Origin of the sequence: Azonexus sp. (genome assembly GCF_047638095.1) — a bacterium.
Lineage (GTDB): Bacteria > Pseudomonadota > Gammaproteobacteria > Burkholderiales > Rhodocyclaceae > Azonexus.
This window is the reverse complement of the sequence record NZ_JBLJBW010000028.1, coordinates 22,782-35,690: the sequence shown is the minus strand read 5'-3', so window position 1 is coordinate 35,690 and position 12,909 is coordinate 22,782. Positions and strand designations below refer to the sequence as shown.

Below are 12,909 nucleotides of genomic sequence, written 5' to 3'. Positions count from 1 at the left end.
GACCCCTTCATCATCATGCTCACCGTGCCGCTCTCCATGGCCGGCGCGCTGCTCGCCCTGTGGGCCACCAACGGCACGCTCAACGTCTATAGCCAGATCGGTCTGGTGACCTTGGTCGGTCTCATCACCAAACACGGCATTCTCATTGTCGAATTTGCCAACCAGTTGCAAGCCCAGGGGCGCGAGTTGACTGCAGCCGTCATCGAAGCCGCCGAACTGCGCCTGCGCCCCATCCTCATGACCACCGGCGCCATGGTGCTCGGTGCCATTCCCCTGGCGCTCGCCACTGGTGCCGGTGCCGAATCCCGCCAGCAAATCGGCTGGGTCATCGTCGGTGGCCTGCTGCTCGGTACCTTGCTTACGCTCTTCGTGGTGCCGGCGGTATATACGGTCTTGGCGCGGCGCAAGACGGGTTGAGAGCTTGTTGTAAAAGCGCGTTTTTATTTTGTTTTGTGCATTTTCTTGCTACAATCTGCAAGTTTTTCCCTGTCAAAATTCGTCAGGAAAAAACGGCAGCCAGCGGTATCGGCTGCCAAATTCCATGCCTCCGCTGTTTAAGGGTGTTCGTCAAAATTCAAAGAAGACGGGCGTTTGCGGCGGGTGGCGGTTTAACCCTTAAAGGAGTTTTAAATGTCCGTAACCATGCGCGATATGTTGGAAGCTGGTGTTCACTTTGGCCACCAAACCCGGTTTTGGTCCCCGAAAATGGCCCCGTATATTTTCGGTGCCCGCAATAAAATCCACATCGTTAACCTTGAAAAAACCCTGGCCAAGTACAACGAAGCCATGGCTTTTGTGAAAAAGCTGTCGGCCAATCGCGGCAATGTCCTGTTCGTCGGCACCAAGCGTCAAGCGCGTGAGATCGTGGGTGAAGAGGCGCAGCGCGCTGGGGCATCTTGTGTCGATCAGCGCTGGCTGGGCGGCATGCTGACCAACTTCAAGACGGTCAAGACCTCGATCAAGCGCCTGAAAGACATGGAGTTGGCGGTTGAGGCCGGTGATCTGGAAAAGATGTCGAAGAAAGAAGCGCTGACTTTCCGCCGCGAACTGGAAAAGCTGCAAAAATCCATCGGCGGGATCAAGGATATGGGCGGCTTGCCGGATGCTATTTTCGTGATCGACGTCGGCTACCACAAAATCGCCATTACCGAAGCCAGCAAACTGGGTATTCCGGTGATCGGCGTGGTGGATACCAATCACTCGCCGGAAGGCATCGATTACGTGATTCCGGGCAACGACGATTCGTCGCGCGCCATTCAGCTCTACGCTCGCGGCGTGGCGGATGCCATCCTCGAAGGGCGCAGCATGGCCGTGCAGGAAATCGTTGCGTCCGGTGACGACGAGTTTGTTGAAGTCGAAGAAGCCGGCGAGTAATTCCAGCCAGGCTTGATCAGAAATACCCAGGCGGAACAACAGGTTCCGCTTGTTTTATCAGCACAGGAGAAAGAATATGGCGGCAATTACCGCAAGCATGGTGGCTGAACTGCGCGGCAAGACCGACGCACCGATGATGGAATGCAAAAAGGCGCTGACCGAAGCCGACGGCGACATGGCCAAGGCGGAAGAAATTCTGCGCGTCAAGCTGGGCAACAAGGCGAGCAAGGCGGCGGCGCGTATTGCCGCCGAAGGTATCGTGGCCGTCAGCATTTCTGCCGACGGCAAGACCGGTGCGCTGATCGAAGTCAATTCGGAAACCGATTTCGTCGCCAAAAACGACGAATTCATCGCGCTGGCCAATGGCTGCGCCGCACTGGTGGCCGACAAGAACCCGGCCGACGTGGCCGCGCTGGCGGCGCTGCCGATGGGCGAAGGTACGGTGGAATCGACCCGCGCCGCACTGGTCGGCAAGATCGGCGAGAACATGAGCATCCGCCGTTTTGCCCGCCGCGCCGCGCAGGGCAAGCTGATGTCTTACATCCACGGTGGTGCCAAGGTCGGCGTGTTGGTCGATCTGGTTGGTGGCGACGAGCAGCTGGGCCGCGACATCGCCATGCACATCGCCGCTTCCAAGCCGAAATCGCTGGATGCCTCCGGCGTGCCGGCCGAACTGCTGGATGCCGAGCGCCGCGTGGCCATCGAGAAGGCGCGTGAAGCCGGCAAGCCGGAAGCGATGCTGGAAAAGATCGCCGAAGGCACGGTGCAAAAATACCTGAAGGACGTGACCCTGCTCGGTCAGGTGTTCGTCAAGGCAGAAGACGGCAAGCAGACCATCGAGCAGCTTCTGAAACAGAAGGGCGCGAGCGTTGCTGGCTTTGAGCTGTATCTGGTCGGCGAAGGCATCGAGAAGAAGGTGGATGATTTTGCCGCCGAAGTCGCCGCGCAAGCTGCTGCCGCCGCCAACAAGTAATTTGGCCGTATTGAAGTAGAGCAACAAAGGAAATACCGATGAACGCCACGCCTAAATACAAACGCATCCTGCTTAAATTGTCCGGCGAAGCCCTGATGGGCAGCGACGCCTACGGGATCAACCCGCAGGTGATCACCGACATTTGTCAGGAAGTGAAGGCGGTGGCCGAGCTCGGTGTGGAAATCGGTGTGGTGATTGGCGGCGGCAACATCTTTCGCGGCATGGCCGGTACGGCCACCGGGATGGATCGCGCCACTGCCGATTACATGGGGATGCTCGCCACGGTGATGAATGCCATGGCGCTCTCCGACACCATGCGCCGCATTGGCCTGGATTCGCGCGTGCAATCGGCGCTCAATGTCGAGCAGGTGATCGAGCCTTACATTCGCGGCAAGGCCATTCGTTATCTGGAAGAAGGCAAGGTGGTGGTTTTTGGTGCGGGCACCGGTAACCCCTTCTTCACGACGGATACGGCGGCGGCCTTGCGCGGTTCTGAAATCGGTGCCGATATCGTCTTGAAGGCGACCAAGGTGGACGGCATCTATACCGCCGACCCCAAGAAAGACGCGAGCGCCACGCGTTATGACAAAATCAGCTTCAATGAAGCGATTGCCCAAAATCTTGCGGTCATGGATGCCACGGCCTTTGCCCTGTGCCGTGACCAAAAATTGCCGATCAACGTGTTCTCCATTTTCAAGCCCGGCGCGTTAAAGCGCGTGGTGTGCGGCGAAAACGAAGGCACGCTGGTCTACTGTTGAGTAAAACTTAGGCAGAGGAAAAGAGATGATTGCCGAACTCAAGAAAACCGCCGAAGCAAAAATGCTCAAAACGCTGGAGGCACTGAAGCTCGACCTGCAGAAAATCCGCACGGGCCGTGCCCATATCGGCTTGCTCGATCATGTGCAGGTCGATTATTACGGCTCCATGGTGCCGGTCAACCAAGTCGCCAACATCACCTTGGTCGATGCGCGCACGCTCGGCGTGCAGCCCTGGGAAAAGAACATGGTGCAAAAGGTCGAGCGCGCCATTCGCGATTGCGACCTGGGTTTGAATCCGGCCACGCAAGGCGAATTGATCCGCGTGCCCATGCCGGCCTTGACGGAAGAGCGGCGCAAAGAAATGATCAAGGTCGTCAAAACCGAGGGTGAGGGGGCCAAGGTGGCCATTCGTAACCTGCGCCGTGATGCCAATAATCACCTGAAAGAAGGCGTCAAGAAGAGCGAAATCTCGGAAGATGACGAGCGCCGCGCCCAGGATGACATTCAAAAACTTACCGATAAGAATATTGTTGAAGTCGACAAAATGCTCGCCGCCAAAGAGGCCGAGCTGATGCAGATCTGATCGTTTTCCCGGATGGGAATTTTTTCCAGTTCGACGCGGGAAATTCCGGTAGCCAGCGCGGTTCCGGAACATGTTGCGGTCATTATGGACGGCAACGGGCGCTGGGCGAAAAAGCGGTTTTTGCCGCGCGTCGCCGGTCATGTCAAAGGCGTTGAACTGGTGCGCGAAATGGTGCGCGCCTGTCTCGAACGCAAAATTTCCTACCTCACCCTGTTTGCTTTTTCGTCCGAAAACTGGCGTCGCCCCTTGGAAGAGGTGAGCTTGCTCATGCAGCTTTTCGTCAAGGCGCTGGAGCAGGAAATCGAGCGCCTGCAGCGTAACGGCGTGCGTTTGCGGGTGATTGGCGATTTGTCGTGTTTTGAACCGCGTCTGCAGGCTTTGATTCAGCAAGCCGAGCGCGATACCGAAAAAAACAGCGCCTTACACCTCACCATCGCCGCCAATTACGGCGGGCGCTGGGATATCTTGCAGGCGGCCAATCGTCTGGCGGCGGCGCAGCCGGAAAAACTCGGGCAGTGGGAGGAGGGTGATCTCGCCCCCTATTTGTCCATGGCCTACGCGCCGGAACCGGATTTATATATCCGCACGGGCGGTGAAGCGCGGGTGAGTAATTTCCTGCTTTGGCAAATGGCTTACACCGAGTTTTATTTCACGCCGACCCTGTGGCCGGAGTTCGATACCGTCGAATTCGACCGCGCCATTTCCTCTTACCAACAACGCGAGCGCCGCTTTGGGCGCACCAGCGAGCAGCTGACGGAGTCACCGCATGCTTAAAACCCGGGTCATTACAGCGCTCGTTTTGGTGGGCCTGCTTTTGCCCAGCATGTTCTGGTTGCCGCCCTTGGGCTGGGCCTTGTTGATTGCCGCAGTGATCGGCGTGGCCGCCTGGGAGTGGGGAGCACTTTTGGGCTGGGGGCAAAATGCGCGCCGGATTTTGGGTGGCGCAGTGGCCTTGCTGTGCGCCGCGCTGACGCAAATCGATCCGGCGGCGCTGGGAATTGCCGGGTTTGCCCCGGATGCGGCGTGGGTGCTGGCGGCATATGCCTTGTCCGTTGTTTTCTGGCTGTTCGTGGTGCCGCTCTGGCTCAATCGTCAGTGGCCTCTGTCTGGCATCGCCGGCGTGTTTGTCGGCGCGCTCGTGCTGCTGCCGACCTGGCTGGCGCTGGTGCAGCTGCGGGCGCTGCATCCGGGGGCGCTGCTGGCCGTCATGGCGCTGGTCTGGGTGGCCGATATTGCCGCTTATTTTGCGGGGCGAAAATTTGGCAAAAACAAACTCGCACCCAGCATCAGCCCGGGAAAAACTCAGGAAGGCGCGCTGGGCGCGTTTATTGGTGTGATGCTGTACGGTTTGGTGATTGGCCATTTCCTGCTCGCTGGCAAGGTGCCGCTGACGGCCTGGATGCTGGCACTTTTGCTGGCGACCTTGGTGAGCATCGTCGGGGATTTGTTCGAGTCTTTGCTCAAGCGCAAGGCCGGCCTCAAGGACAGTAGCCACATCCTGCCCGGCCACGGCGGCGTGCTCGACCGTATCGACAGCCTGACCTCGACCTTGCCTTTGGCGGCATTGGCCTGGCTCATGGCGCTTTATCCGGCGTGACGGCATGAAGCCCCAGCAAATCACGATTCTTGGCTCGACCGGTTCAATCGGAGGCAGCACGCTCGATGTGATACGGCGTCATCCCGGGCGTTATCAGGTGTTTGCGCTGTGCGCACAGCGCCAAATCGATAAATTATTTGCCCAATGTCTGGAATTTACGCCGCGTTTTGCCGTGCTGGCGAGTGCCGAAGGCGCTGCCGAACTGGCGTTACGTTGCCGCGCGGCAGGCCTGAAAACCGAAGTTTTGCACGGTGCTGCGGCGCAAAACACAGTGGCAGCGGCTCCCGAGGTCGATGCCGTGATGGCGGCGATCGTCGGTGCCGCCGGTCTGGAGCCGACCTTGGCCGCCGCCCAGGCGGGCAAACGGGTGTTGCTGGCGAACAAGGAAGTGCTGGTCATGGCCGGCGAATTGTTCATGCGTGCCGTGCGCCAGCACGGCGCGACCCTGTTGCCGGTCGATAGCGAGCACAACGCCATTTTTCAGGCCTTGCCCGCCGATTTTTCCGCCGGTTTGCCGGCCTGCGGCGTGGAAAAAATTCTGCTCACCGCCTCCGGTGGGCCGTTTCGCGAAACATCGCTGAGCACCTTGGCTTCGGTCACGCCGGAACAGGCTTGCGCCCATCCAAACTGGGTGATGGGGCGCAAGATTTCGGTCGATTCGGCGACCCTGATGAACAAGGGGCTGGAAGTCATCGAGGCGCATTGGTTGTTCGCTGCGCCGCCCGCCATGATCGAGGTGGTGGTGCACCCGCAGAGCGTGATCCATTCCGCCGTGCAGTACGTCGATGGCTCGGTGCTGGCGCAACTCGGTAACCCGGACATGCGCACCCCCATTGCCTACGCACTCGCCTGGCCGGAGCGCATTGCCGCCGGGGTGGCGGCACTGGATTTGTTCAAGGTGGGGCGGCTGGATTTTTATCCGCCCGATCTTGCCCGTTTTCGCTGCCTGCAACTGGCCTATGACGTATTGCGCGCCGGCGGCACGGCGCCGGCGATTTTGAATGCGGCCAATGAAGTTGCGGTAGCCGCCTTCCTTGAAAACCGCCTGGGCTTTCTCGACATTGCGCGCATCAACGAAAGTGTGCTGCAACGCCTGCCCGCCGGCCCGGAAGGCAGCCTGGACGACGTGCGCGCGGCGGATGCCGAGGCGCGGCGTGTGGCCAACGCCTTGATCGAGCAGCGGCGCTGAATATGGGACAGTTTCTTTTCTACGCAGCGGCCTTCATCGTCGCCCTCGGGCTACTGGTGGTTGCGCATGAGTTGGGCCATTTTCTTGTGGCGCGCTGGTGCGGCGTCAAGATTTTACGTTTTTCGGTCGGCTTCGGCCCGGTGCTGTGGCAGCGTCGTTTTGGTGTCGATCAAACGCAATGGGCGCTCAGTGCGATTCCTTTGGGCGGTTACGTCAAGATGCTCGACGAGCGCGAAGCCGAGGTGGCTGAGCATGAAGCGGCGCGCGCCTTCAACCGGCAGACGGTCGGCAAGCGTAGTCTGATCGTCGTGGCGGGGCCGCTGGCCAATTTTTTACTGGCAATTTTTCTTTACTGGGGCGTGTTCATGCTCGGCAGCGATGAATTGCGCCCGATTCTGGGCACGCCGCCGATCGACACGCCGGCGGCAGAAGCCGGCATCCTCGCCGGGGAAGAGGTGCGTAAGGTCGATGGTGAGGCGGTAGCGAGCTGGAGCGATCTGCGCTGGATTCTTTTACATAAAGCCACGCAACAGCCGTCGGTCGAGCTGGAGGTGGTGAATGCCCAGGGGGAGCAGCGCTTACGCTATCTCATGCTGGAACGCGCCGGTGAAGAAGCCTGGGAAGGTGATGTTCTGGCCCGTTTGGGCGTGCAGTTTCATGGCCCGGATTTGCCGCCCGTGATCGGCGCGGTGGACGCGGATACGCCGGGCGCACGCGCCGGTTTGCAAAGCGGCGACCGTATTTTGGCGGTGGATGGTCGGCCGGTTGCCAATTGGTATCAGTTCGTACAAATCGTGCGCAAAGCCCCCGGGCAGCAACTCAAACTCGACTTGGAGCGCCAGCGCCGGCATTTCGTGGTGGCCGTGACGCCGGAAGAAGTCAATGAACGTGGCCTGCGTTTTGGTCGCATCGGTGTGGCGGTTGCGCCGGGCGGCGATGGGCGTAATTTGCGCACTTTCGTGCGTTACGCGCCGCTGGCCGCCGCCAGTAAAGCCTTGCGCGAAACCTGGGAAAAATCCTGGTTTACGCTGACCATGATGGGCAAGATGCTGCTCGGCGAAGTCTCCTGGAAAACCCTCTCTGGCCCTGTCACCATCGCGGATTATGCGGGGCAGTCGGCGCGGCTGGGGCTGGATTACTATGTCAAATTCATGGCTTTGATCAGTATCAGCCTGGGGGTCTTGAACCTCTTGCCGATCCCGGTGCTGGACGGGGGGCATTTGGTGTATCATGCCGCCGAAGTTATTCGCGGTAAACCGCTCTCGATGCGGGTTGTGGCCTTGACGCAGCAAATTGGCATGGCCATGCTTTTTGCATTGATGGCCTTCGCGCTGTTCAACGATTTCACTCGCCTTTTCGGCGATTCATGATGAAAAAATCCCTGCTGCCTGCCCTGATCGCTGGTTTGTTTGCTTTGCCTGCGGCGGCGTTTTCGCCGTTTACCGTAAAAGATATCCGGGTCGAGGGGATTCAGCGCACGGAAGCGGGGACGGTGTTCAGTTATCTGCCGGTCAAGGTCGGCGACACCCTGGATAACGACAAGGCCGCGCAGGCCATCAAGGGTTTGTTTGCCACCGGTTTTTTCAAGGATGTGCGCATCGATGTCGACGGCCAGGTGATGGTCGTTATTGTGGAAGAGCGTGCGGCGATTTCTTCGATCAACTTCGTTGGCCTCAAGGAATTCGAAAAAGACGCCATCATCAAGGCCTTGAAAGAAGTCGGTATCGCCACCGGGCGTATTTTTGACCGTTCTTTGCTCGATAAAGCCGAGCAGGAACTGAAACGCCAATATTTGTCACGCGGCAAATATGCTGCGCAAATTACGACGACGGTAACACCGCTCGAGCGCAATCGGGTGGGGATCAACTTTAATATCGTCGAAGGCGATGCCGCCAAGATTCGCCAGATCAATATCGTTGGTGCCAAGGCCTTCAAGGAAAAAGAACTCACCAGCCTGTTCGATCTGACGACACCGGGTTGGCTGACCTGGTATACAAAAAACGACCAGTATTCGCGGCAAAAATTGGCTGCGGATCAGGAAAAACTGAAATCGTTTTATCTTGATCGGGGTTACCTCGAATTCAATGTTGAATCAACGCAAGTTTCCATTTCTCCAGATAAGCGGGATGTATTCATCACCTTGAATATCAAGGAAGGTGAGCGTTTCCGGGTGGCCTCGGTCAAGCTGGCCGGGGAATCGTCGATTTCCGAGGCAGACTTGCGCAAATTGGTGACGGTGCGTCCGGGTGAGATTTTTTCGCGTGAAAAACTCAATCAATCGACCAAGGCGATCACCGATCGCCTGGGCGCCGAAGGCTATGCCTTTGCCAACGTCAATGCCGCACCCGAAATCAACGCCGAAAAGCACCTCGTCGATTTCACCATTTTTATCGATCCGGGCAAGCGGGTGTATGTGCGCCGCATCAACGTCAGCGGCAACACCCGCACCCGCGACGAAGTCGTACGCCGCGAGATCCGCCAGATGGAAAGCGCCTGGTACGACGCTGACAAAATGCAGAAATCGCGCGAGCGCATCGACCGTCTGGGCTTCTTTTCGGAAGTCACCGTTGATACGCCGCCAGTGGCCGGCACCAGCGATCAGCTCGATGTCAATGTCAGCGTGGTCGAAAAACCCACCGGTAACTTGATGCTTGGCGCGGGAACTTCCAGCACCGACAAGCTGATTTTGTCCGGCGGTATTTCGCAGAGTAATTTCATGGGCAGCGGCAATAATGTGTCGATTCAGGTCAACACCGCCAAGTCCCAGCGCACCTATTCCTTGTCTTACACCAATCCTTACTTCACGCCGGATGGTGTCAGTCAGGGCTTTGATGTTTACCACCGCAAGGTCGATACCAGCTCGACCAATATTGCCGACTACAAATCGGCCTCTACCGGCGGTGGCATTCGTTTCGGTTTCCCGATCAGCGAAACCGAGTCCTTCTCCTTCGGCCTGGGTGCGGACACGACCTCCATCGAAACCTTCGATGACAGCCCCAGCTACTACAAGAAATATGTCAAGGAGTTCGGTAAGACCAATACCTCCTTCCCGCTGACCTTGGCCTGGGTGAGCGACTCGAAGAACAGCTTCTTCTTCCCCTCCAAGGGCACCTATCAGCGCGCCAGCTTTGAAATTACTATGCCGGGTGGCGACTTGAAATATTACCGCGCAGGCTACCAGGTGCAACAATTCTTCCCGCTGTCGAAACGTTTCACTCTCATGCTGGGGGGGGAAGTGGGCTATGCCGACGGCTATGGCAACAGCAAGGGGCTGCCCTTCTTCAAGAACTACTACGCCGGCGGTATCGGTTCGGTGCGCGGCTATAAGTCGAGCACCCTGGGCACGCCGAAGACGATGGAAGGCGACGATCACCTTGGCGGTAACCGCAAGCTCATCGGCAACGTCGAGTTGTTATGGGCTTTGCCGGGGCTTGAGAATGCAGCCCGTCTCGGTTTATTCTTCGATGCCGGTCAGGTCTATGCCGCCAAGGACAAGCTCGATGCCGGCGAGTTGCGCTATTCAGCCGGGGTTACGGCGGCCTGGATGTCGCCGGTGGGTCCTTTGAAATTCAGCGTCGGTATGCCCTTGAACAAGAAGAGCGGCGACGAGGCAGAAACCTTCCAGTTCCAGCTGGGTACTACTTTCTAAGTCAGGAGTCATTTGTGTTGAAAGCTAAAACGCTCATTCTTGCATCCTTGTTAACCGCCTTCGGTGCGGCACAGGCCGCTGAATTGAAGGTGGGGTATGTCGATACCCAGCGTATTTTCCGCGATGCGCCGCTGGCGCAAAAAGCCGGCAAGAAGCTGGAAGGCGAATTTTCCAAGCGCGATCAGGAACTGCAGCGCATGGCCAAGCAGTTGCAAGGGATGCAGGAAGCGCTGGAAAAGAATGCGGTGACGCTTTCGGAAAACGACCGGCGCAACAAGGAAAAGGAATTCGGCGACCTGTCGCGCGAATTCCAGCGCCGCCAGCGCGAATTCCGCGAAGATCTAAATTTGCGCCAGAACGAAGAAAATGCTGCGGTGATCGAAAAGGCCAATCGTGCCATCAAGCAGATTGCCGAGAGCGACAAATATGACTTGATCCTGCAAGACGTCGTCTGGGTCAGCCCGCGTCTGGACATTACCGAGCGCGTCATCAAGGCCTTGTCGGAAGGCAAATAATGGCCGCAGCCGGCGCGCAATCCTGGACGCTCGCTGACATCGCCGCCCGCCTGGGCGGCGATGTGCATGGCGATCCGCAAACCCGTATCGCGCGCCTCGCCACCTTGGCGAATGCGGGCGAGGGGGATATCGCTTTCCTCGCCAACCGCAAATACAAAAACCAGTTGCAGACCTGTCGTGCCTCCGCCGTCATTCTGGCAGCCGATGCCGCCGACGGTTTTGCTGGGCCACGCATCGTGACTGCCAATCCCTATGCCTACTACGCCCGTGTCGCCGGTCTTTTGTATCCGGCCAGTGCGGGTTTTAGCGGTGTGCATCCAAGTGCCGTGGTCGCTTCAGACATTCCGCCCAGCACGGCGGTTGGGCCGCTGGCCGTGATTGGCCGAGATGTGGTGCTGGGCGAAAACGTCGTCATTCATCCGCAGGCCGTGATCGGCGATGGGGTGAAAATTGGCGCGGGTAGCATCATTTATCCCAACGTTACGATTTACCCCGGCTGTACCCTGGGCGAGCGCGTCATCATCCATTCCGGGGCAGTGATCGGAGCGGACGGTTTCGGCTTTGCGCCGGACGGTAAAACCTGGGTAAAAATCCCCCAGATCGGCGCGGTAAGGATAGGTGACGATGTCGAAATCGGTGCCAACACCACCATCGATCGCGGTGCGCTGGAAGACACCGTGATCGGCGAAGGCGCAAAAATCGATAACCTCGTGCAGGTGGCGCACAACTGCCAGATCGGCGCCTATTCCGTGCTCGCCGGCTGCACCGGCATTGCCGGCAGCGTGACCTTGGGCGAGCATTGCATCGTCGGCGGTGCTGGCATGATTTCCGGCCATGTCAGCCTGGCACCGAACACCACGATTTCTGGCGGCTCGCTGGTAATGAAGAACATCAACCAGCCCGGTCTCTACACCAGCGTCTTCCCGCTCGATACGCACGAGGAATGGGTGCGTAACGCCGCGCACATCCGGCGTCTGTCCAAATTGGCGGAACGGGTGGCCGAGCTGGAAAAAAAATTGAAAACCATTGAAAACGAATAACAGGGATTTGTACGCATGTTGATGGATATTCACGAAATTCTTGCGCACCTGCCGCACCGCTATCCTTTTTTGCTGATCGATCGTGTGCTCGAAATCGTGCCCAATAAATCGATTCACGCTTATAAAAACGTCACCATCAACGAGCCGTTTTTTGTCGGTCATTTTCCGCATCACCCGGTAATGCCGGGCGTTTTGATCATGGAAGCGCTGGCCCAGGCGGGCGGTATTCTGGCCTTCAAGTCGCTGGGCGAAAAACCGGCACCGGACACCGTGTTCTACTTCGCCGGGCTGGACGAAGTGCGCTTCAAGCGGCCGGTGCTGCCGGGCGACCAGTTGCATCTGCATGTCGAAGTCGAGCGCCAGATGCGCGGCGTCTGGAAATTCAAGGGCGAAGCGCGCATCGACGGCCAGCTTGCGGCAGAAGGCAAACTGATGTGTGCCAAGCGGGATCTCTGACATGATCCACGCTACCGCCTTGGTCGATCCGGCCGCGCGCATCGGCAACAATGTGCGCATCGGTGCTTATTCCATCATCGGCCCGCAGGTCGAAATCGGCGACAACACTGAGATTGGCCCGCATGTCGTCATCCACGGCCATACCCGAATTGGCCGCGATAATCGTATTTTTCAGTTTTGTTCTCTGGGCGAAGTGCCGCAGGACAAGAAATACGCCGGCGAGCCGACGCGGCTGGAAATCGGTGACCGCAATACCATTCGCGAATTTTGCACCTTCAATCTGGGCACCGCGCAGGACAAGGGCGTCACCCGCATCGGTGATGACAACTGGATCATGGCCTATGTGCATATTGCGCACGATTGCCAGGTTGGCAACAAATGCATTTTTGCCAACAATGCCTCGCTCGCCGGGCATGTGACGGTGGATGATTGGGCCATTCTCGGCGGCTTTACCGGGGTGCACCAGTTCTGCCGCATTGGTGCGCACGTCATGACGGCGGTCAGCACGGTCATTTTGCAAGACGTGCCGCCTTATCTGATGGCGGCGGGCAACACCGCCCAGCCCTATGGCATCAACGTTGAAGGCCTGAAGCGGCGCGGCTTTTCCGCCGATGCGCTGCTCGCCCTGAAGCGCGCTTACCGTACCTTGTACAAGTCCGGCTTGTTGCTGGAGGAGGCGCGCAGCAAGTTGAGTGAAGCGGCGCAAACCCAGCCGGAAGTGAAGCCCTTCGTCGATTTTCTGGAAGTCTCCAAGCGCGGCATCATTCGCTAAGGC

14 protein-coding genes are annotated in these 12,909 nt (G+C 58.3%); all 14 read left to right on the top strand.

The features are described from left to right. Window positions 1–417, top strand: a 417-nt coding sequence (locus tag ACM62Q_RS08720; protein ID WP_415035620.1) for an efflux RND transporter permease subunit, incomplete at its 5' end; no start/stop codon positions are given. A 213-nt stretch (window positions 418–630) separates the two neighbouring features. Continuing rightward, complete coding sequence (rpsB, locus tag ACM62Q_RS08715; RefSeq protein WP_415035618.1) at window positions 631–1,374, top strand: 30S ribosomal protein S2; 744 nt, start codon at window positions 631–633, stop codon at window positions 1,372–1,374. A 76-nt stretch (window positions 1,375–1,450) separates the two neighbouring features. Further along, window positions 1,451–2,347, top strand: a complete 897-nt coding sequence (gene tsf / locus ACM62Q_RS08710; protein WP_415035616.1) for a translation elongation factor Ts — start codon at window positions 1,451–1,453, stop codon at window positions 2,345–2,347. 38 nt (window positions 2,348–2,385) lie between these two features. Then, window positions 2,386–3,105, top strand: coding sequence for a UMP kinase (gene pyrH, locus ACM62Q_RS08705; RefSeq protein ID WP_415035614.1), 720 nt, complete (start codon window positions 2,386–2,388; stop codon window positions 3,103–3,105). 25 nt (window positions 3,106–3,130) lie between these two features. Beyond that, window positions 3,131–3,688, top strand: coding sequence for a ribosome recycling factor (frr, locus tag ACM62Q_RS08700; protein WP_415035612.1), 558 nt, complete (start codon window positions 3,131–3,133; stop codon window positions 3,686–3,688). A 12-nt stretch (window positions 3,689–3,700) separates the two neighbouring features. Beyond that, window positions 3,701–4,462 carry a polyprenyl diphosphate synthase gene (gene uppS / locus ACM62Q_RS08695; protein WP_415035610.1) on the top strand — a complete coding sequence of 254 codons (762 nt, stop codon included), beginning with the start codon at window positions 3,701–3,703 and terminating at the stop codon, window positions 4,460–4,462. Then, a complete protein-coding gene (locus ACM62Q_RS08690) occupies window positions 4,455–5,285 on the top strand; it encodes a phosphatidate cytidylyltransferase (protein ID WP_415035608.1) in 831 nt (276 codons plus the stop codon). Before uppS ends, ACM62Q_RS08690 begins: the two co-directional genes overlap by 8 nt. A gap of 4 nt (window positions 5,286–5,289) precedes the next feature. Next, window positions 5,290–6,474, top strand: a complete 1,185-nt coding sequence (gene ispC, locus ACM62Q_RS08685; RefSeq protein ID WP_415035606.1) for a 1-deoxy-D-xylulose-5-phosphate reductoisomerase — start codon at window positions 5,290–5,292, stop codon at window positions 6,472–6,474. 2 nt (window positions 6,475–6,476) lie between these two features. Further along, on the top strand, window positions 6,477–7,844 hold the full coding sequence (gene rseP, locus ACM62Q_RS08680) for an RIP metalloprotease RseP (protein ID WP_415035604.1): 1,368 nt from the start codon (window positions 6,477–6,479) through the stop codon (window positions 7,842–7,844). After that, window positions 7,844–10,123, top strand: a complete 2,280-nt coding sequence (bamA, locus tag ACM62Q_RS08675) for an outer membrane protein assembly factor BamA (protein WP_415035602.1) — start codon at window positions 7,844–7,846, stop codon at window positions 10,121–10,123. Before rseP ends, bamA begins: the two co-directional genes overlap by 1 nt. Before the next feature lie 17 nt (window positions 10,124–10,140). Further along, the gene (locus tag ACM62Q_RS08670) at window positions 10,141–10,638 is read left to right on the top strand and encodes an OmpH family outer membrane protein (RefSeq protein ID WP_415035624.1); all 498 of its coding nucleotides are present in this window, start codon (window positions 10,141–10,143) and stop codon (window positions 10,636–10,638) included. Then, window positions 10,638–11,678 carry a UDP-3-O-(3-hydroxymyristoyl)glucosamine N-acyltransferase gene (gene lpxD / locus ACM62Q_RS08665; protein ID WP_415035600.1) on the top strand — a complete coding sequence of 347 codons (1,041 nt, stop codon included), beginning with the start codon at window positions 10,638–10,640 and terminating at the stop codon, window positions 11,676–11,678. Before ACM62Q_RS08670 ends, lpxD begins: the two co-directional genes overlap by 1 nt. A gap of 18 nt (window positions 11,679–11,696) precedes the next feature. Continuing rightward, complete coding sequence (fabZ, locus tag ACM62Q_RS08660) at window positions 11,697–12,134, top strand: 3-hydroxyacyl-ACP dehydratase FabZ (protein ID WP_415035622.1); 438 nt, start codon at window positions 11,697–11,699, stop codon at window positions 12,132–12,134. A gap of 1 nt (window position 12,135) precedes the next feature. Further along, window positions 12,136–12,906 carry an acyl-ACP--UDP-N-acetylglucosamine O-acyltransferase gene (lpxA, locus tag ACM62Q_RS08655; protein WP_415035598.1) on the top strand — a complete coding sequence of 257 codons (771 nt, stop codon included), beginning with the start codon at window positions 12,136–12,138 and terminating at the stop codon, window positions 12,904–12,906. The last annotated feature ends 3 nt before the right edge of the window (window positions 12,907–12,909 follow it).

Coding starts and splice junctions, on each gene's coding strand:
- rpsB (WP_415035618.1), top strand. CDS start 631: ATGTCCGTAACCATGCGCGATATGTTGGAAGCTGGTGTTCACTTTGGC.
- tsf (WP_415035616.1), top strand. CDS start 1,451: ATGGCGGCAATTACCGCAAGCATGGTGGCTGAACTGCGCGGCAAGACC.
- pyrH (WP_415035614.1), top strand. CDS start 2,386: ATGAACGCCACGCCTAAATACAAACGCATCCTGCTTAAATTGTCCGGC.
- frr (WP_415035612.1), top strand. CDS start 3,131: ATGATTGCCGAACTCAAGAAAACCGCCGAAGCAAAAATGCTCAAAACG.
- uppS (WP_415035610.1), top strand. CDS start 3,701: ATGGGAATTTTTTCCAGTTCGACGCGGGAAATTCCGGTAGCCAGCGCG.
- ACM62Q_RS08690 (WP_415035608.1), top strand. CDS start 4,455: ATGCTTAAAACCCGGGTCATTACAGCGCTCGTTTTGGTGGGCCTGCTT.
- ispC (WP_415035606.1), top strand. CDS start 5,290: ATGAAGCCCCAGCAAATCACGATTCTTGGCTCGACCGGTTCAATCGGA.
- rseP (WP_415035604.1), top strand. CDS start 6,477: ATGGGACAGTTTCTTTTCTACGCAGCGGCCTTCATCGTCGCCCTCGGG.
- bamA (WP_415035602.1), top strand. CDS start 7,844: ATGAAAAAATCCCTGCTGCCTGCCCTGATCGCTGGTTTGTTTGCTTTG.
- lpxD (WP_415035600.1), top strand. CDS start 10,638: ATGGCCGCAGCCGGCGCGCAATCCTGGACGCTCGCTGACATCGCCGCC.
- lpxA (WP_415035598.1), top strand. CDS start 12,136: ATGATCCACGCTACCGCCTTGGTCGATCCGGCCGCGCGCATCGGCAAC.